This is a genomic window from Gelidibacter japonicus (assembly GCF_010725055.1).
Lineage (GTDB): Bacteria > Bacteroidota > Bacteroidia > Flavobacteriales > Flavobacteriaceae > Gelidibacter > Gelidibacter japonicus.
Window position 1 is genome coordinate 105,153 of the sequence record NZ_BJKB01000009.1, and the last position, 19,082, is coordinate 124,234.

The window sequence follows — 19,082 nt, forward strand, 5'->3', positions numbered from 1 at the left end:
ATTGACCAATTGGGCAATAGCTCTATCCGTATATCTGATATAATGATTCTGAAATTGAGTATGAATCTACTCTTATACAGATGAATTTACCATCCTAAGAAAACCATTCCTACTCCACATAATGCTATGGAAAGTCCTGAGATTGGTGTCACATATTTTTCTAACCATTCGGTTTTTATAAAATTGAAGCCATAATATATTAGGACGACGACTAAAACCATAGTTGAAACGGTTGTAAATAGAAAGGTTGCAATCAATATGAACATATTCAATGTAGATTGTTCCACGGCAGGATAGGTCAGTAATGGAAATAAGACTTCACATGGTCCTAATAGAAAAATTAAAAAGAGAACCCATGGCGTTACTTTTTTTCTGTTTGACGGATAGGTCATTTGTTTGTGATCGTGCTCAAATACATAAACAGATCCATCGTCATATACATCAAAATGCTTATGTCTTTTTTCTTTATAGACCCCATAAAGGCCATACAGAAAATAGAGAAGTCCAAAGATGAGAATGGCCCAACTTGCCAAACCTCCTCTAATTTCGTTCAATCCATCTATTTTACTCAAGGAAAATCCTAATGCTGCTCCTCCTGAAGCTATTAATACAGAGGCCATAACATGCGCGGAACCGCAAATGATCGTCCACATGACGATTTTTGGAAGTTTCCATCCCTTTGTTTTTCCTATCGCTATAAAAGGTATATAGTGATCAGGACCTGAAACGGTGTGCAATACACTTACTGAAACGGCGGTAACCAATAAAATACTTAATTCTGTTTCCATTTGTTAATTTATACTTACTTTCTGATTAATTAATTTGTCTTCTGCTATCCGTATTTCAGTAAATAACTTATAGAGCTGCTCACCTTCATTTCCTAAAACCCTAAGCACATAGGCGTTGTCTAACAACTTGGATATTCCGTAACTGATGCCTTCTTCTGTTGATAGTCGGTTGGATATGTTGTCCATGCGTTCTTTGACATCAGTTTCGGGAGTTATAAAAAATAAACTTCCTTGATGGGTGTATTCTTCATATTGACCAAACTGTCTCAAATCTATCTTCTCAGGAACGATATAGAGATTGTCTTTAAAAATTAAGACGTTCTCTTGATATATTTCTGTAATGGCATGATGCTTTTTAAATTGGAACATCTCTTCTTCAGCCATATATTTACGTCCACAGGTTAAAATTTCGCCCCATAATAGGGTGCTAGTGCTTTTGAGATGAATCGTACTCTTAGCGGTATAACGTGCTCCTTTATGAGGTACGACAGGGTGGGGTACATGGCTAAAATAAGAACTATCGCCAACTGAAATATTCATATGTTGGTTGGTGCCTTTTTCAGAAATAAAGATGCGCTGATAGGATTGGGTCTGCAAATTCAATGAGGACCCATCTATAACTTCAATATTGATATCGTAAAAATCATCATTTAGGATCCCAGGTGATGAGGACATGACCATCATCTCCAACAAGGGATTTTTTTTATTTTCCCTTACTTCAACTAAGTTAAAGGGCGGTGTAAAATAGACGTCTTTCAGTATCGTTTGCTCCCTTAGTCCTGTTTTTAGGCTGTATTTCTCCATTATCTTAGTAGTTGAGGTTCTTCAGTTTGCTCCTCCACCAAAGCATAACGCTTTATCCATTGGATCACACTGTCTAAACCGTCATCAATCATAAGATTCGTAAATACAAAAGGTTGTCCATTTCGCATTCTGCGTGCATCGTCTTCCATTAGCTTCAAATCGGCCTTTACATAAGGGGCCAAATCCTTTTTGTTGATTACCAATAAATCGGAACGGGTAATTCCAGGACCGCCTTTACGTGGAATATCGGATCCTGCAGCTACGGAAATCACAAAAATGGTGACATCGGCAAGGTCAGGACTGAAGGTGGCAGATAAATTATCACCACCACTTTCAATAAATACAATTTCTATATCAGGATGTCTATTCACGATTTCGTCAACGGCCTCAAGATTCATACTGGCATCTTCTCGAATGGCGGTATGTGGGCATCCTCCCGTTTCCACACCTATAATTCTATTTGGGTCCAATGACGAGTTGCTTTCAAGATATTTAGCGTCTTCCTTTGTGTAAATATCATTGGTGACGACACCGATGCTATAGTCTTTTGAAATTCTTCTTGTTAGTTTTTCTATCAAAGCTGTTTTTCCGGATCCTACTGGTCCCGCAACGCCAATCTTTATATATTTTCTTTCTTCCATTAGTGTTTTTATTATTGGTTCTTTTAAGACATGTATAATCTTGAATAGAGATGCTCGTGCTGCATGCACTTTATGTCTAAAGCTGTATTGCACACCCCATGCAAATCTCTTTCTACTTCCATTATTTCTAAAGTCAAGGCTTCGATTAGGCCTTGTACATTATAAATTATTTGTTGACCATCTGTTTGGCCAAGCGGCACAAGCTTTACCGCATTTGTAACCATAGCCACGGCAGCATTGTAAAGAAATGCACAGGTAGCCTTCTCCTTATTTATTTTTAAAAGTGCTGTAATGATCCCATAAACCACTGAATAATGACCCTGCATCTTTTTTTCTTCAATGAGATTGTTGATTTCATTTAGAAAGGGATTATCTAATAATGCAGCATAAATTTTTATAAGTCGCGTGCCCAATTTCAGACTTGCCTCGCGCACTTCCAGTGGGGCCTTCAAAGCTTGACATTCATTGTCTAATTTCAGGATTTCATCTAAGTTGTTTTGCTCGGTGAATTCAAAAGCCAATTTTACTGCTAAGCCATCATTATACTTATAGTTGTTTTTCAACATGCTTTCTACAAAATCTTGGGTGGTGGAAGCGTTCTTTACCAGATTCTGCTGAACGTAGGTTTCCAAGCCGTTTGAATGCGAAAATCCGCCAATGGGCAACGTAGGATCCGTAATATGGAGTATTTCAATAAGTGAACCCAATTCTGTAGGTTTGGTTGTGTTCTTATTCATTTGATTTTTTCTTATAAATAATCTGCTGCCCAAAAAATGTGTTTTCTCAGGCAGCAGTATTTAATATGTATGCTACTCTTTAGTTGTTAATTCAAGAATTTTTGAAAATAGAGAACTTCCAGATTTACCGTGTTGATGAGGTTCTACGTTAGCCTTCAACATATTGAGCAATTTGCAATGGGTTTTTGTGACCTCGTACCCGGTAGCTATAAGGAGGCGTTCCAAAGGTTTTTCGTAGGGAATAAGCACGTGGTCATCTTGAATAAAAAGCGGCAAGTGTTTATTTCCTATTTCATAACAAACCGTTCCCATTTCATAAATTGATCTTGGGGTTACTTGAATGGCATCACAAGGCAAAATATTTACAATCACAACCTTGTCGGGGTCTTCATAAACAATATCACCTTCTTTAAGTCGTGTTCCTTCCTTTAGAAATTTAATGACGATTTCTTGATTTTCTTCCGACCGTTTGCGCATAATACGCTTAGTAGTCTCGAACCATTGCAAGTTTAGAACATCTTTAGTTTTATTGCCAATGGGGTATGTTTCTATATTTCCAATTACTTCTTTACAGATCATATCTTTATTTTAAGAATCAACACTCTTAAAAAAGAAAGTATAGTTGACCTAATGGAACAACCTCAAGAGGCTCACAGGAAATGACTTTTCCGTCTACAGTTACCTCATAATTCTCTGGGTTTACCTCAATATTTGGACATGCACTGTTGTGAATCATATCTTTTTTACCAACTGTTCTACAACCTTTCACAGGTAATAGTTCTTTCTTAACACCGTATTTTTCGGCGATTTTGTTGTCAATTCCAGCTTGAGAAACAAAGGTCACAGATGTTTTGTGAACAGCCGAACCCAAAGTCCCGTACATATTTCGCATTAAAACGGGTTGTGGCGTAGGAATAGCCGCGTTTGGATCTCCCATTTTGCTGGCTGCAATCATCCCTCCTTTGATTACCATTTCGGGCTTTGCACCAAAAAATGCCGGTTTCCACAATACCAGATCGGCCATTTTACCGGGCTCAATAGACCCCACATATTTTGAAATACCATGCACGAGTGCTGGATTTATAGTGTACTTGGCTATGTATCTTTTTGCTCTGAAGTTGTCTGCTTCAATGACTTTATCTTCTTCTAAAAATCCACGTTGCAACTTGTTCTTGTGAGCGGTCTGCCATGTTCTGATAACAACTTCAGCAACCCTTCCCATTGCTTGTGAGTCTGAACTCATCATACTAATAACGCCCATGTCATGAAGAATATCCTCTGCGGCCATAGTTTCTTTTCTGATTCTCGAATCTGCGAAAGCGACATCTTCAGGGATGGATTTTTTTAAGTGGTGAGCAACCATGAGCATGTCTAAATGCTCATCAATAGTATTGACAGTATAGGGCATTGTTGGATTGGTTGAGCTCGGGAGTACATAAGGATGTGATGCAATTTTCATAATATCCGGAGCATGTCCGCCACCAGCGCCTTCAGTATGGAAAGTATGGATGGTTCTGCCGTTTATAGCCTTAACGGTGTCCTCTAAAAACCCTGCTTCGTTCAAGCTATCGGCATGTAGAGCAACCTGAATATCATATTCATCTGCTACTTTAAGCGAAGCATCAAGTGCAGCTGGTGTGGCTCCCCAATCTTCATGTACTTTTAATCCTAGTGCTCCAGCCTCGATTTGTTCTATCAAAGGAGCTGTTGTGCTACAGTTTCCTTTACCAAAAAAACCTATGTTCATTGGGAAATTCTCTGAAGCTTGCATCATTTTCTCTAAATGCCAAGCGCCAGAGGTTACCAAGGTGGCACTTGTGCCATCTGCGGGTCCGGATCCTCCACCTATCATCGTGGTAACACCACTAAACAAAGCATGATCAATTTGTTGTGGACTGATAAAATGGACATGTGTATCTATTGCACCTGCGGTAAGAATATGACCGGCACCAGAATGAACTTCTGTAGATGCGCCTATAATCATATTTTCCGTAATACCATCCATGGTATCAGGGTTTCCTGCTTTACCAAGACCCACAATTTTTCCGTCTTTAATTCCTAAATCGCCTTTTACAATACCCCAATGATCTAAAACGATGACGTTTAAGATGACAAAATCGAGCACATTCTCATCTCTTGTTCTGGTTGATGATTGTGCCATTCCATCCCTTACATTCTTGCCGCCTCCAAATGTACTTTCCTCTCCGTAATTATCACTATTGAAATCTTTTTCAATTTGAATAAAAAGTTCAGTGTCTCCCAAGCGTATTTTATCGCCTACGGTAGGCCCATAAATATTTGCGTATTTTATTCTATCTAGTTTGAAACTCATGCTTTGGTGTTTTTAAAATTTTCAGACTCCATTTTCTTCATCGCTTTTGCTAGACTCTCTTTTGATGTTGTATCTCCTTGTGTGAGATTATTTGCACCATATGATTTTCTGTTCCCACTGATATCTATTAATTGTACCTCGGTGGCTTCGCCTGGTTCTAAACGAATTGCGGTTCCTGATAAAATATCCATTCGTTTTCCAAATGCCTTTTTACGATCAAAGGAAATCTCCTTATTGACTTCAAAAAAATGAAAATGAGACCCCACCTGTACAGGTCGGTCACCAGTATTGATTACTTTTAATGTGATGCTTTCTTGGTTGGCATTACAAACTATTTGTTCTTTTTTTAAAATATATTCTCCTGGTATCATAGTATTCTGAGTTTCATTAACGAATAGGGTTGGTTACTGTGACCAACTTTGTCCCATCAGGGAAAGTGGCCTCAATTTGCACATCTGTAATCATTTCTGGAACACCTTCCATGACGTCTTCTCTGGTAAGAAATGTGGCACCTAATTGCATCAAATCTGCTACTTTTTTGCCATCTCTAGCTAATTCATGTAACCGTGCACTTATTAATGCTATGGATTCTGGATAATTTAGCTTTAAGCCTCTTGCTTTTCGCTTTTCAGCAAGTTCACCCGCTAAAAAAAGCATGAGTTTTTCTGTTTCTCTTGAGGTTAATTTCATATTTCTTTTGTTTTCTTAAATATATAAAAACTTATTCACTAATTTATTTCATTATCTCTAAGTTTTATCATTTTATTTTACACAAATGAAATTAGATGTTGGAGTTATCGAATTTCTAATGAATTGGGGATAAGTACTGTTTTCAAATTCATTTTTATATGAGGGGTCAGAACAGGTACATATTACTTAGTCCAACAATTATTAATGCGTCTTGTAAGGTATTACTCCAGTTGAGGGGCTCCAAGATTTACATAATTATCCTCATGTTTTTTATGACAATTGTCATTTTTTGAAGAAAATGGAATACCTACCTTTTTCGGCTAAAAAATTATTTTTGATCTTATGAGTTTAAAAATGAGAATCAACGAGTTGAGGGAAGAAAAGAATGCCGTAATTCTCGCACATTACTACCAGTGTGATGAAATTCAAGAAGTTGCGGACTATGTTGGCGATAGTTTGGGGCTTTCACAAAGAGCCGCTGAAACCGATGCATCTGTTATTGTGTTTGCAGGGGTTCATTTTATGGCAGAAACGGCAAAAATTCTCAATCCAACCAAAAAAGTATTATTGCCAGACTTAAATGCAGGTTGTTCATTGGCTGATTCTTGTCCACCAGAGGCCTTTTCAAAATTGGTAAAAGCCCACCCCGATCATTTGGTGATTACCTATATTAATTGTTCTGCAGAAATTAAAGCGATGAGCGACATTGTATGTACCTCCTCCAACGCCGTGAAAATAGTGGAGTCAGCACCTAAGGATAGGCCCATTATATTTGGGCCGGACAAAAATTTGGGCCGCTACATCAGTAAAAAAACGGGGCGGGATTTATTGCTTTGGGATGGATCCTGTGTGGTTCATGAGGCTTTTTCTTTAGATAAGCTCTTGGCTCTTTATAAGGCCTATCCTGGATCAAAAATTATAGCCCATCCCGAATCGGAGGAGCACATTTTGGATCTTGCAACTTATATTGGTTCTACTGCAGGTATGATTGACTACGTAAAAAACCATCCAAAAGAACGGTTTATTGTTGCCACCGAAGCCGGCATATTGCACAAAATGCAGATGGAGGTTCCGAACACGCTTCTTATTCCTGCTCCTGCAGAAGAAGACAACACTTGTGCCTGTAGTGAATGCGCTTTTATGAAAGTAAATACTCTTCAAAAAGTTTATGATTGTCTCTTAAATGAAACACCACAAATTGAAATTCAAGAGGACATAAGGTTGCGTGCACTACAACCAATTCAAAGAATGTTGGAACTATCGAAATAAAATGGTAAACACAAATTTTCTTGTGATTGGCTCGGGGGTGGCAGGATTGACGTATGCCGTAAAGGTTGCCCAGAGATTTCCCGATAAGACCGTAGTTATTGTCACTAAAGCAGATGAGCAGGAATCCAACACCAAATATGCCCAAGGCGGGGTGGCAGTAGTATTGGATTTAAAGGAAGATTCTTTTGAAAAGCATATTCAGGACACTTTGGTGGCTGGAGATGGATTGTGCGATGAGGCCGTGGTTGAAATGGTAATTAAGGAAGGCCCAAAACGACTCAAGGAGTTAATGCTCTGGGGTGCCAATTTTGATCTTAATGATTCCGGTACACTGGACCTTGGAATTGAGGGTGGACACTCTATAAACCGTGTAGTGCATCATAAGGATATTACCGGATTCGAGTTGGAGCGTGTATTGCTGCAACAAGTTCATAAACTGTCCAATGTCACAGTTTTACCCTATCATTTTGCATTGGACCTTATAACTGAACACCATCTTGATATTCCTGAATCTAAAAACATATCATGCTATGGAGCTTATGTATTGGATCAAAATACAGGAGATATAATGACGATAAAAGCAGATAGGACCTTACTGGCATCGGGTGGTATTGGTCGTTTATATGGTCATACCACAAATCCAACAATAGCAACTGGCGATGGTATTGCAATGGCCTATAGGGCTAAAGCTGAAATTAAAGATATGGAGTTTGTCCAATTTCATCCCACCGCCTTATATGACAAAAAGGATGGGCGCTCATTTTTGATCTCTGAAGCGGTCAGAGGGTTAGGCGCGGTTTTAAGAAATAAAAACGGACATAGATTTATGCCAGACTATGATAAAAGAGCAGAATTGGCTTCAAGGGATATCGTTTCTCAAAGCATTGACAACGAGTTGAAAAAAACAGGTGACCCCCATGTCTTTTTAGATTGCACCCACTTAGATATCGACGTTTTCAAAAATCATTTTCCAAATATTTATCAAGAATGTTTGACCAACCATATTGATGTTGAAAAAGATTGGATTCCCGTTGTTCCAGCCTCACATTATCTTTGCGGTGGCATAGTTGTGGACAAGAACGGCAAAACTTCAGTGACCAATTTATTTGCCTGTGGTGAATGTTCCAGAACAGGTTTGCACGGGGCCAATAGATTGGCATCTAATTCTTTACTGGAAGCTTTGGTTTGCGCACATAATATATTTGAATACCAAGCAGCGCATCCGGTTGAACCGGTTCATGCCTTTATTCCTGAATGGGATGATGCAGGAACAAGAACGCCCAAGGAATATGTTCAGATACACCACAATCTAACCCAGTTGCAGGCACTAATGAGGGATTATGTGGGAATTGTAAGAAGCGATAATCGCTTAAGAAAGGCAGTTCGGCATCTTGATCTGATTTATAACGAGGTTGAAGAACTTTATAAAGACATGAAAGTTAACACTGCACTATGTGAATTAAGAAACATGGTGAATGTAGCACACTTAATTATTAGTCAATCCTTGGAACGAAGGCTGAATAAAGGCGGTTATTATAATGTGGACAATGTGCCAGCGGCCGAAAAAGATAGTGTGATAAACGATTGGATTTAAACATTACAAAAATTCTAAAATTTCTAACCATGGAAAAACAAAAGCAAAAAAATCTACCATTAATATATTCCTGTTCTGGTTGCAGCAATGTGGCGCAATTGGCGAACGATATTGCCGTGAAAATGAATTATGATGGTATTGCCGAGATGTCCTGTATAGCTGGAGTAGGAGGTAAAGTCAAATCGCTTGTTAAAACGGCAAAATCAAATAGACCGATAATTGTTATTGACGGATGCCCTCTTCAATGTGCCAAAGAGTGTCTGAAGAACATAGACATCGAGCCTAACGAACATATTATTTTGACCGATTATGATCTAAAAAAAAGATATAATACCCGTTTAAATTTAGAGGATGAAATGGACGTCTTTGAGCAAATCGTAACAAAAACAAAAGAAATGCATTCAAATCGGCTATAAAATGAAGTTTTTGTATTATTTAAACTTCCTTGCCTTCATTAGTATGGAAGAAGATTATAATAAAGATAATTTATTCCAAGTTGAAATGTTTGATCACCTAGCCGAAGATGGCAGAATGTTGTAGTGAAAATGAATGAAATTTCATTTTCATTGAAATGTTACGATGTGAATTATCATATAGCAATTCTAATTGGACTATCGCAAATATCTGTTTTAAGGCCTGCTTTTGCCTATTTTCAATCTGATCCAGTTTTGTCCTCCAACTAATCTGACAACAGAAGCATTAACGCGCCGGCAGATTTTTTTTTATAGATTAACTACGATTCTTGCTTAAAAACAACATTTAGGATGGATAGCTTTTTGACTTGATCCGTTAGATGATCCAATATGATGTCAATGGAATCAGTAAAAAACAAAAAAACCTTGCTAAAATAAATTAGCAAGGTTTTACAGTTTTGGTGCTTCCACCGTGTGACCCGACTGGGGTCAGAACCTAAATCCTGAACGCCAGTAGAGCAGGGGTTCTTGCTATATCGTAATGTCAATGTTGACGAATTGTGAACTCATAACTTAAAATAGGTTCAAAAACTTTCGTGATACAAATATAATGATTCTATTTTGTAACTGTCCTTTTTTTGGTGATACCTAAAATTTGAATCAGATCTAAGTAGGAGAAATCTGCTCAATTATGTTTACTAAGCATTTTAATCATCCAGAATTGATTTAGATAAAGAAGAACTGCTCCAATTCATGTAATACAATGATTAACAATTGGTTCTGTGTTTCGATAGTTGTGAGTCTGTGTGTGAGTCTGTTAAAAACAAGAGCTTATGCGTTTCTTTTTTGAGAAATATAAAATTTTAGATATTTACTTGAATTATTTGAGTACAAAATATTATATGATTTTGGATTTTCTCTTCATATAAGACAATAAGGTGATTGCCTTAAATTTAATAATAATTGATCATTGTCGTTAACTATTTTAAGATTCTTTTGAATAAGTAGTGAATAGAATATATGTTATTACTTTGACTGAACAAGGTGTCGAATTTAGATTCTAAATTACTTTACTTATTACCTTCGAATGTGACTGTTTTATTTTAGCACTCTCATGATTGCTAAGGTAGTCAGTTCATGTCTAATATGTTGTTCTCATCTATTGTTAACTCTAACGGATTTTTCATTTTAAGGTAAGGAGAGAGTTCGACTCAAATTTAGATGTTATTAAAAAAATGGTATATGCCAAAAAAAATTATTGGTATATTATTGATGGTAAGATAAACCTTTCCTTTGCTTAAGAAACTATTGGCAAGGTAAAGTTCCTTTCACTTAGTGGATCGGACAGACTGTACCATAAAGACTGAGTGTGATTTAGTTGGTAATGGTGGAGAGTAAAACAAAGATTATTGAGGATTCATGTTTATAAATTTTGGAATACTAATTGTTTTTCTGATACTATTAAGCAGATACAGTTTTGGAAATTATTGGATCCATCAATATGATTTGACTTTCCAAATCATCTACAATGATAATTAAGAAAAATCTATACCATTTTAGTTATTTAAACGAAATGGAACGAAATTAAATTATGGATTAAACTTTACATTAAATTTATAATATGGACTTACTTTCAAAGAGAATTTTAAACATATCTACCTCTGTTACTTTAGCTATGGCCGCAAAAGCCAGGGAATTACGCGCCGAAGGAAAAGATATTATTGGATTAAGTCTGGGAGAACCAGACTTTAAAACGCCAGAATATATCAAAGATGCTGCCATACAAGCCATCAATGACAACTACAGTTCCTATGCCCCAGTAGATGGTTATATCGAACTAAAAGATGCCATTGTCACAAAATTTAAGCGCGACAATGGATTGACCTTTAACCATAATCAAATTGTTGTATCTACGGGTGCCAAGCAGTCACTTGCCAATCTTGCTGCGGTATTAATCAATAAAGGTGATGAGGTTATCATACCATGTCCTTATTGGGTAAGTTACGTCGATTTGGTGAAGCTCAACGACGGAGTTCCCGTGGAAGTGCCAACTACCATTGCTACTGATTTTAAGATGACCCCAGAACAGCTGGAAGCAGCTATCACGCCAAAAACAAAAATGCTTTGGTATAGTTCTCCGTGCAACCCAAGTGGCTCTGTTTATAGTAAAGAAGAATTGCGCGCCTTAGCAGATGTATTACAAAAATATCCCAGAATTATTGTAGTTTCAGACGAAATTTACGAACACATTAATTTTACTGGTGGCCATGCAAGCATGGCACAATTCGAAGACATGTACGACCGTGTAATTACAGTTAATGGTGTTTCAAAGGCTTTCGCGATGACCGGATGGCGTATTGGTTACATTGGTGGCCCTGAAAAAATTGCCAGAGCATGCAATAAAATGCAAGGACAAATAACGAGTGGTGCCAATTCCATCGCACAGCGTGCTGTTATTACAGCACTGAATGAATCCCCTACTAGGGTCCAGTTCATGATTGATGAATTTAAAATTCGTCGTGATTTGGTTCTTGATCTCCTTAGAGATATTGAAGGCTTTAAAACCAACATCCCCGAAGGAGCGTTTTATGTATTTCCAAATGTGTCTTATTATTTTGGAAAGACATTGAGAGGGAAAACTATCAATAACGCCTCTGATTTTTCATTATATTTACTTGAAGAAGCACTTGTTGCTACTGTGGATGGCGATGCTTTTGGAAATCCTAATTGTATTCGGCTATCGTATGCGGCCTCGCAAGAACAGATTATTGAAGCAATGGCACGTATAGCAACTGCAATTAGATAAATATTATATGTTTTGTAATAAATTGAAGGAGTCAAACTGCAATTAATTAGTTTATTTTCAACTCATTACCAATCCATATTTCAGAATAAAAAAAGTCCTAAAATCTTGTATGTTTTTCCAAAACGAAATATATTTTATGGAGTCTTTTAAGTAAAATAAAACATCAAACAAGTAATGGATGTACGAAAAAACTGAAGCGTAACCGCTCATCTATCGATACCTACTGTAGTGATATGTTTAGAAGTAAGTAAATACCAAAAGATCGATGCTTACCATTAAACTGTGGTGTTAGAACTTGAGCAGGTTCAGCATTTTACACTTAAGCTTACATTAGGACTTATCAATATGCCAACAATCTTTATTTCCAATCTCTGGCCTTCAAAGATACTGGAAAGGTTCCAGAAGGAAATATGTGATAGAAAAGGTGTAATGGGCAGTCCTAAAGTCTTCCTTTCATTTTTATTAATCGAACGTTAAATTTTAAATAAAAGACAAACTGTATTCGGCTGTTAATGTTGAATCCTAATACAATTAAGTTTTATTGAATCAAAAAGATTAAGGATGAATCTTTCACTTTATTTAAAGATAAAGTATTGTAATTATAAAAGAGAAGACATTTCATTCAATAATGAAAGTTGAAATTAATCTTGCTAAAAATGAAGAAAGAAGGAGTTGTAGAAATTATTGTCTCTTGTTAAAATAGGCTCTATTTTAAAGGGTTTTATTCGAAATGCCACATAGTCAAAGATTCTAAAAAATGAGTAAACAAACCAAACTTTAATTCTAAGAGTCGTCATATTTAAATGAGTCGCTTAAGTTATTCTGTTCATTATTTCGTAGGTCTCAAGTAGGAGAATTTGAGTTTCATCATCTATATTGAGTATATTTGATACTAAAGATCTGTTGTTTAAAAAGGCAATTGATTTTTTAACTTTCAATAGCCGTAGTCTCTTTCAAATAATTTAAATAAAGTTTATGCATTCTGTTTAGATTTTTCCTTATTAGAGTTTTATTCACGGAACAATACCCCATAACCAGACCATTTCTTGACTTGTCTTCGATATAATAACTGCTTAAAGGATGTACATGGATATCGTTTTCTAAAAGATAATTACAGAGTTGAAAATCTTTAACATGATCTTTTAAAATTCCTATAATATGTAACCCTGAATTGTTAATTTCCAAGTCAATTTCACCCTTAAATAGGGATTCAAAATGTTCAATGAAAGCATCTTTTCGAAGGTTGGAGACTTTCATGACTTGTCTTAAGTGCTTGTTCAGGTAATCCTGAGATATGAACATGGCCATGATGCTCTGAAGATTTGGGGAAATAAATCTAAAGGTTTGTTTGCTGATCGCGGTTATTGGACTTATCATGAATTTTGGAATAATCATATAGCCCAATCTCAAAGATGGATGTAAAAGCTTGTTAAAGGTGCCTAAATAAACTACGCTATCGTTAATGTCTAAACTAAACATCGATGAAATTGGTTCTTCCCAATTGCTAAACTCATGGTCATAGTCATCTTCTACAATTAAAATGTTCTTGCTTGTAGCATAATCCAATAGTTCTTGCCGTCTTTTCAGTGACATTCTTTTCCCAGAAGGGTATTGGTTTGACGGAATTACATACAGTAATTTAGTCTCAATATCCTCCAAAGTAGCGATGTTAAACTCATCGTCATTGAGGTCAGCCATATGAATTTCCGCCTTAAGGCTTTTAAATAGATTATATGCTTTTTTGTATGTTGGATTTTCAAGAATAACAGAGTTCCTTGGATTTAAAATTGCTGTAGCAACCAAAGATAAAGAGTGTAGAGAGCCTGAAGTAACAACAATTTGATCTGGGTCACAGTCAATATTCCTATATATTTTTAAATAATTTGAAATATTTTTTCTTAGGAATTTGATGCCTAGTGAATCCGAATAAGATAACTCAGAGTATTTTATAGACTTCCAGTATTGATTAGAGAGTTTCTGCCAAACTGCGGCGGGAAAAATATCCAAAGGTGGTAAGCCAGGTCTAAAACAAACTGTTCCTAAATAATTTTCCCCAACATAATATTCTGAGTTTTGTATAAATGATTTTCCAAGTTTTGAAATTTTCGGATAAATCCCAGGATGTTTTTTTGTAGCTAGCTCTTTATTAGGAACTTTGGAGGTGTTCTCTATTTTGTTTGTAAAGTACCCCGAGCCCTGTCTGGATACGATAAGTTTTTCAATTAATAATAACTCATAGGCTTTAATCACCGTGCCTCGAGACAAATTTAAATCACTGGCTAAGACTCGAGAAGGTGGTAGTTTAAAATTATCCGGTATTTCTTTAGCCAATATAACACTTTTTAATGAATCAAAAAGCTTGTAATAGACACTCTCGTTTCCTTCTTTTTGTAAAAAACTACCTTTAAATAAAAGATTTTTAAAATTATAATGCATAAGTGGTACACGTTAAAAATAAATATTGGAACATCAAATATAGTTAAATATTAGATTACTTTGTTTGGAAGCTTAAATATTAAGAGACATGAAATTAAAAGTTGTTTTGATAGTTTTAAATTTAATGGTGTCGACCGCGATGTACTGTCAGACTTTTCCTGAGACGTCATGGAAAATCAATAATGATTCAAAAAATGAAAATTGGGACTCAGAAGGTCTCAAAACATATAGGGATTACATTATAGATAGTACAAAAGTAACTGGATTGGTTGTTGTGCACAAAGGTGAAATCATTTTCCAGTACGGAGATATTACAGAGAATAGCTACATAGCATCTTGTAGGAAAAGTGTTTTAGCTATGCTTTATGGTAAATATGTAGAGAATGGATCAATAGATCTTAACAAGACGATTGAACAATTGGGTCTTGATGATGTTGATGGTCTCTTACCAGAAGAAAAAAAGGCCACAGTTCAGGAAATTATATCTGCGCGATCAGGTGTTTATCACAAAGAAGGCTATCCTGGAGGGATGCAGCAGTATGCGCCCAAAAGAGGTAGCGTTAAACATGGCAGCTATTGGTTGTATAGTAATTGGGATTTTAACGTGGCAGGATATATTTTTGAGACTGAAACTGGCAAAAATATATATGATGAAGTAGAGTCTCAACTCGCAAAACCACTGAATATGCAAGATTGGAGCAGGGATCTGCAGAAAAAACAGGGAGATACCACCATTTCGAAATATTTGGCATATCCAATTTGGTTCTCTACAAGGGATATGGCAAGAGTGGGACTGTTAATGTTAAACAAAGGAAAGTGGAATGGCAAACAAATAATATCTGAAAGTTGGGTTGATGAAATGTTGAAAGAAAGAACCAGTTATAAGGAGTTAAATTCAAATGTACCTGTTTACAGGGATTCTGGCGTGGATTACGGCTATGGATATATGTGGTGGTTATATCAAAATGTAAAAGACAGTCGCTACAAAGATGCGTATTCCGCTAAAGGGGCAATGGGTCAGAACATCACTGTTTTTCCGGCAATCGATGTCGTTGTTGCCTTTAAGACCAAATCAGATTATAGAAGAAGAAACTCACGACAAGTTCGCATAGATATTGTGAACAGGGTACCAAGCTATTATATCGGACCTGTGAAAAATTGATAAGATGAGAATATTTTTATTTACTACTTTTCTTGTCTTATACACTTGTACAAATTGTTGGGGTCAATTGAGTCGAGATCAAATAGCTCAAATTGATAAGCTTTTTGAGGATTGGCAAGCGCCAAATCATCCTGGAGGATCAATAGGAATAATGCAAAATGAGCAAATAGTTTATTTAAAAGCATACGGCCTCGCTAGTTTAGAATATCAGATTCCAAATAATTCCACAACCCTATTTAACGTGGCATCTGTGTCGAAACAATTTACGGCAATGGGGATTGTCCTATTGTGCCTTGAAGGAAAAATAGATATTGATGAAAATATTAACACTTATCTTCCAAATATGCCGGAATTTGAATTTCCTGTTACTCTCCGACAAATGTTGCACCATACCAGTGGCTTGAGGAGTCTGCATGCAATGCTGGAATTAGCAGGGTGGCGTAAGAATGATTTGAGGACTAATGAAGATTTATATCGTTTTATGGAAAAACAAAATGATTTAAATTTTAAGCCAAACGATGAGTATTTGTATTGTAATACTGGTTATATGTTGATGTCTCAGATTATAGAGAGCCTTACCGGTGAAAAATTTTCTATTTGGATGAAAAAAAACATTTTTGACCCACTGGGAATGGTGGATACCTATGTGGAAGATAAATACAATAGAGTCGTATTAAACAATGCTACTTCTTATTATAGAAATGAAGACACGTTTGAAAAAGCCGTTGAGTATTGGGGATATGTAGGCTCTGGAAATGTTCATACAACAGCGGTTGACCTACTCAAATGGCTTTCAAATTTCAGCAAACCACAAATTGGATGGGAAAATGCTTTTAAAATGATGCAAACCGTGGATTTTCTAAACAACGGTTTACCAAATAATTATGCTTTTGGTGTAAACATTGATAGTTTTCAAAATCATGAAAGGATACAACACGGAGGTTCTATTGGTGGATTTAGAGCGTTTTCAGCAACTTATCCCAAATCTGAACTGAGTGTTGCCATCTTAACTAATTTCTCTAACTCCAATCCAAAGAAAATTGGAGATGCTATTTCTGAAATAATTATGCCATTTCAGGAAAGGAGTATGTCTACTCCAGAATCATTACAAACAATACCGATAAAAAGAGATTGGACAAAAGAGAATGTTGACCTTATTCAGGGTAATTATTGGTCCTCAAGAGATTTATCGAATTTAAATATAAAAATGAAGAATGATTCTCTAAAGGTTGTACGAGACAATAAAGTAGAAGAGAGTTTAATTTTTATAAATGCTAATGTTTATAGAAATGAAACATCGCCCAATATTTCATATAGGTTTAAAAAAATCGGTAAGGAAATCGCTAGTGTACAAATTATAGAACCGCTGAAGGATACGATTAGATTTGAGAAGTATAACAAAATTACACCAACTGTAGAAGAGTTAAAGGAATTTGTAGGAAAATATTACAGTGATGAATTGGAGACTTTTTATGATATCTATTATAAGGAGGGTAGTTTATTTAGCCATCAATCACGTCATGGGGATGCTTATGTTGAATGGATTAAGGAAGACGTCCTTAAAGGGCAATATCCTTTTAGTTTCCTTGAAATACAGAGAAATGACAAGAATCTTATTATTGGATTAAAAGTCAGCAATGGTCGAGTAAAACATGCTTGGTTTAAAAAATTAAATTAAATATTTATTTAGAAAAATATTATTCTACTGGCCAAATAACAATTAAATTTATAAACATAATGATAAGAATGAAAATAAAATATTTGATTATCACTTTTATAGGAGTAGGTTTCATTTCATGTAATTCGGGGAAAAGACAAAGTTTTGATCTTGTTATCAAAGGAGGGTTAGTTAATATTGGTGACGGATCACCTTCGATTCAAGCTGACATAGGAATTAATGCAGATACTATCGCTTACATAGGCCAAATAAATGGAAGCAATTCTCATAAAATAATTGATGCTAAAGATCTTGTGATTACTCCTGGTTTTATAGATATGCATGCCCATTTAGATCCAATTTTTAAACATCCAGATGCAAAAAGTAATATAACCCAAGGAATAACTACAGCACTTGGGGGTCCTGATGGTGGTGGGTTTTGGCCGTTTGATAAATATTTAGATTCAATTTCGAAGGAAGATTTGGGAATTAACGTCGCTTATTTGGTAGGACATAACACTGTTAGAAAAAATGTTATGGGAATGGACAATCGTGCACCTACCCAACAGGAGCTCGGCAAAATGAAAGCTATGGTGGAAGAGGCTATGAAAGATGGCGCATTTGGAATTTCAACTGGATTAAAATACTTGCCTGGAGCATTTTCGAATGTAGATGAGGTAATTGCTTTGTCTAAGTCTGCAAGTAAATATGGTGGAATTTATACTTCTCATTTACGGGAGGAGGGCTTGGGTTTGATCGAAGGGGTGGAAGAGGCTATCAAAATTGGAAAGGAAGCAAATATTCCCATTGTATTAACCCATCATAAAGTGGTTGGAAAACCCATGTGGGGTTCTAGCGTTAAAACACTAGCGTTGGTTGATGCTGCTCGAGAAAATGGCATCGATGTAATGTTGGACCAATATCCTTATGACGCCAGCTATACCAGTATCTCTATATTGATTCCAGCTTGGTGTCGTGCGGGTGGACAAAACGAGTTCCTTAAAAGAGTCGGTAATAAAAAGCTGAAAGACAGCATATTAAAAGGCATCGAGTATAATATTTTGAATGACCGAGGTGGTGGAGATATTGAGCGGGTGCAATTTGCAAAAGTGGAGTGGGACACAACCTTATTAGGTAAAACCTTAAAGTTTTGGGCTGAAAGAGAAGGTTTGGAACCTACCCCGAGTAATGGCGCAAAGTTAGTTTTAACAGCACAGGTTAACGGAGGTGCGTCGGCCATTTTTCATGCGATGAATGAAGAAGATTTGAAACGAATTTTAAAACATCCGCAAACAATGATTGGGTCTGACGGACGTCTAACTGCTCCAGGAGAAGCCTGGCCTCATCCACGCTGGTATGGCACTTTTCCGAGAGTTTTGGGACGATATGTTAGAGACTTGAAAGTTATAGATTTGCCTACTGCAATCAAAAAAATGACTTCTATGCCTGCCGACAGATTAAACCTAGCGAAACGAGGACGATTAAAGGTTGGAAATTATGCAGATATAGTAGTTTTTAATCCTGAAACAATTATGGATAAATCTACATTTTTAAATCCGCACCAATATTCAGTAGGAATTGAATACGTCATGGTAAATGGGGTTTTAACTATAGATAAAGGTGAGTTTACTTCAAATAGAGCAGGGAAAGTACTTCGAGGTGCGGCTTACAGTAAAGAGTAGAAGAATATTTTTCATAAGAAAAAATAATTAGAATTCAATCACGAAGCTTACTTGTAATAAGAACACCTTTT

The 19,082-nt window shown here is 36.2% G+C and carries 16 protein-coding genes; 7 read left to right on the forward strand and 9 right to left on the reverse strand.

The window, feature by feature from the left end:
• Positions 1–86: 86 nt before the first annotated feature.
• The 8 genes from G6N06_RS10745 to ureA form a co-directional block, all read right to left on the reverse strand.
• Entirely contained in the window at positions 87–788 is a 702-nt protein-coding gene (locus tag G6N06_RS10745) for a sulfite exporter TauE/SafE family protein (protein WP_163516717.1), read from the reverse strand.
• A 3-nt stretch (positions 789–791) separates the two neighbouring features.
• Positions 792–1,592 carry an urease accessory protein UreD gene (locus G6N06_RS10750; RefSeq protein WP_163516719.1) on the reverse strand — a complete coding sequence of 267 codons (801 nt, stop codon included), beginning with the start codon at positions 1,590–1,592 and terminating at the stop codon, positions 792–794.
• Complete coding sequence (ureG, locus tag G6N06_RS10755) at positions 1,592–2,233, reverse strand: urease accessory protein UreG (RefSeq protein WP_163516721.1); 642 nt, start codon at positions 2,231–2,233, stop codon at positions 1,592–1,594. Before ureG ends, G6N06_RS10750 begins: the two co-directional genes overlap by 1 nt.
• A gap of 23 nt (positions 2,234–2,256) precedes the next feature.
• Positions 2,257–2,970, reverse strand: a complete 714-nt coding sequence (locus tag G6N06_RS10760; RefSeq protein WP_163516723.1) for an urease accessory protein UreF — start codon at positions 2,968–2,970, stop codon at positions 2,257–2,259.
• A 72-nt stretch (positions 2,971–3,042) separates the two neighbouring features.
• Positions 3,043–3,549 (reverse strand): urease accessory protein UreE, encoded by a 507-nt coding sequence (ureE, locus tag G6N06_RS10765; RefSeq protein ID WP_163516725.1) that lies wholly within the window; start codon positions 3,547–3,549, stop codon positions 3,043–3,045.
• A gap of 25 nt (positions 3,550–3,574) precedes the next feature.
• Entirely contained in the window at positions 3,575–5,302 is a 1,728-nt protein-coding gene (gene ureC, locus G6N06_RS10770; RefSeq protein WP_163516728.1) for an urease subunit alpha, read from the reverse strand.
• Entirely contained in the window at positions 5,299–5,673 is a 375-nt protein-coding gene (locus tag G6N06_RS10775) for an urease subunit beta (RefSeq protein ID WP_163516730.1), read from the reverse strand. Before G6N06_RS10775 ends, ureC begins: the two co-directional genes overlap by 4 nt.
• 16 nt (positions 5,674–5,689) lie before the next feature.
• On the reverse strand, positions 5,690–5,992 hold the full coding sequence (gene ureA / locus G6N06_RS10780; protein WP_163516732.1) for an urease subunit gamma: 303 nt from the start codon (positions 5,990–5,992) through the stop codon (positions 5,690–5,692).
• A 342-nt stretch (positions 5,993–6,334) separates the two neighbouring features.
• Here ureA and nadA point away from each other — a divergent pair, with 342 nt between their 5' ends.
• From nadA to G6N06_RS10800, 4 genes are all read left to right on the forward strand, one after another.
• Positions 6,335–7,261: a quinolinate synthase NadA gene (nadA, locus tag G6N06_RS10785; RefSeq protein ID WP_163516734.1), complete on the forward strand. Its 927-nt coding sequence runs from the start codon at positions 6,335–6,337 to the stop codon at positions 7,259–7,261.
• A 1-nt stretch (position 7,262) separates the two neighbouring features.
• Positions 7,263–8,855, forward strand: a complete 1,593-nt coding sequence (gene nadB, locus G6N06_RS10790) for an L-aspartate oxidase (RefSeq protein ID WP_163516736.1) — start codon at positions 7,263–7,265, stop codon at positions 8,853–8,855.
• A gap of 29 nt (positions 8,856–8,884) precedes the next feature.
• Positions 8,885–9,271, forward strand: coding sequence for a putative zinc-binding protein (locus G6N06_RS10795; RefSeq protein ID WP_163516739.1), 387 nt, complete (start codon positions 8,885–8,887; stop codon positions 9,269–9,271).
• Positions 9,272–10,889: 1,618 nt separating this feature from the next.
• Positions 10,890–12,074 carry a pyridoxal phosphate-dependent aminotransferase gene (locus G6N06_RS10800; RefSeq protein ID WP_163516741.1) on the forward strand — a complete coding sequence of 395 codons (1,185 nt, stop codon included), beginning with the start codon at positions 10,890–10,892 and terminating at the stop codon, positions 12,072–12,074.
• A 927-nt stretch (positions 12,075–13,001) separates the two neighbouring features.
• Here the strand turns inward: G6N06_RS10800 and pdxR are convergent.
• Positions 13,002–14,510: a MocR-like pyridoxine biosynthesis transcription factor PdxR gene (gene pdxR, locus G6N06_RS10805; protein WP_262890114.1), complete on the reverse strand. Its 1,509-nt coding sequence runs from the start codon at positions 14,508–14,510 to the stop codon at positions 13,002–13,004.
• An 88-nt stretch (positions 14,511–14,598) separates the two neighbouring features.
• Between pdxR and G6N06_RS10810 the strand changes: the two genes are divergently transcribed.
• From G6N06_RS10810 to G6N06_RS10820, 3 genes are all read left to right on the forward strand, one after another.
• A complete protein-coding gene (locus G6N06_RS10810) occupies positions 14,599–15,672 on the forward strand; it encodes a serine hydrolase domain-containing protein (RefSeq protein WP_163516745.1) in 1,074 nt (357 codons plus the stop codon).
• Between the two features lie 4 nt (positions 15,673–15,676).
• Complete coding sequence (locus tag G6N06_RS10815) at positions 15,677–17,350, forward strand: serine hydrolase domain-containing protein (RefSeq protein ID WP_163516747.1); 1,674 nt, start codon at positions 15,677–15,679, stop codon at positions 17,348–17,350.
• Positions 17,351–17,418: 68 nt separating this feature from the next.
• Complete coding sequence (locus tag G6N06_RS10820; protein WP_163516749.1) at positions 17,419–19,011, forward strand: N-acyl-D-amino-acid deacylase family protein; 1,593 nt, start codon at positions 17,419–17,421, stop codon at positions 19,009–19,011.
• The last annotated feature ends 71 nt before the right edge of the window (positions 19,012–19,082 follow it).

What these genes read in the sequence shown, in the direction of transcription:
- ureE (WP_163516725.1), bottom strand. Translation starts at nt 3,549, where the DNA reads ATGATCTGTAAAGAAGTAATTGGAAATATAGAAACATACCCCATTGGC.
- ureA (WP_163516732.1), bottom strand. Translation starts at nt 5,992, where the DNA reads ATGAAATTAACCTCAAGAGAAACAGAAAAACTCATGCTTTTTTTAGCG.
- G6N06_RS10775 (WP_163516730.1), bottom strand. Translation starts at nt 5,673, where the DNA reads ATGATACCAGGAGAATATATTTTAAAAAAAGAACAAATAGTTTGTAAT.
- G6N06_RS10800 (WP_163516741.1), top strand. Translation starts at nt 10,890, where the DNA reads ATGGACTTACTTTCAAAGAGAATTTTAAACATATCTACCTCTGTTACT.
- nadB (WP_163516736.1), top strand. Translation starts at nt 7,263, where the DNA reads ATGGTAAACACAAATTTTCTTGTGATTGGCTCGGGGGTGGCAGGATTG.
- pdxR (WP_262890114.1), bottom strand. Translation starts at nt 14,510, where the DNA reads ATGCATTATAATTTTAAAAATCTTTTATTTAAAGGTAGTTTTTTACAA.
- G6N06_RS10745 (WP_163516717.1), bottom strand. Translation starts at nt 788, where the DNA reads ATGGAAACAGAATTAAGTATTTTATTGGTTACCGCCGTTTCAGTAAGT.
- nadA (WP_163516734.1), top strand. Translation starts at nt 6,335, where the DNA reads ATGAGTTTAAAAATGAGAATCAACGAGTTGAGGGAAGAAAAGAATGCC.
- G6N06_RS10795 (WP_163516739.1), top strand. Translation starts at nt 8,885, where the DNA reads ATGGAAAAACAAAAGCAAAAAAATCTACCATTAATATATTCCTGTTCT.
- G6N06_RS10750 (WP_163516719.1), bottom strand. Translation starts at nt 1,592, where the DNA reads ATGGAGAAATACAGCCTAAAAACAGGACTAAGGGAGCAAACGATACTG.
- G6N06_RS10815 (WP_163516747.1), top strand. Translation starts at nt 15,677, where the DNA reads ATGAGAATATTTTTATTTACTACTTTTCTTGTCTTATACACTTGTACA.
- G6N06_RS10760 (WP_163516723.1), bottom strand. Translation starts at nt 2,970, where the DNA reads ATGAATAAGAACACAACCAAACCTACAGAATTGGGTTCACTTATTGAA.
- ureC (WP_163516728.1), bottom strand. Translation starts at nt 5,302, where the DNA reads ATGAGTTTCAAACTAGATAGAATAAAATACGCAAATATTTATGGGCCT.
- ureG (WP_163516721.1), bottom strand. Translation starts at nt 2,233, where the DNA reads ATGGAAGAAAGAAAATATATAAAGATTGGCGTTGCGGGACCAGTAGGA.
- G6N06_RS10810 (WP_163516745.1), top strand. Translation starts at nt 14,599, where the DNA reads ATGAAATTAAAAGTTGTTTTGATAGTTTTAAATTTAATGGTGTCGACC.
- G6N06_RS10820 (WP_163516749.1), top strand. Translation starts at nt 17,419, where the DNA reads ATGAAAATAAAATATTTGATTATCACTTTTATAGGAGTAGGTTTCATT.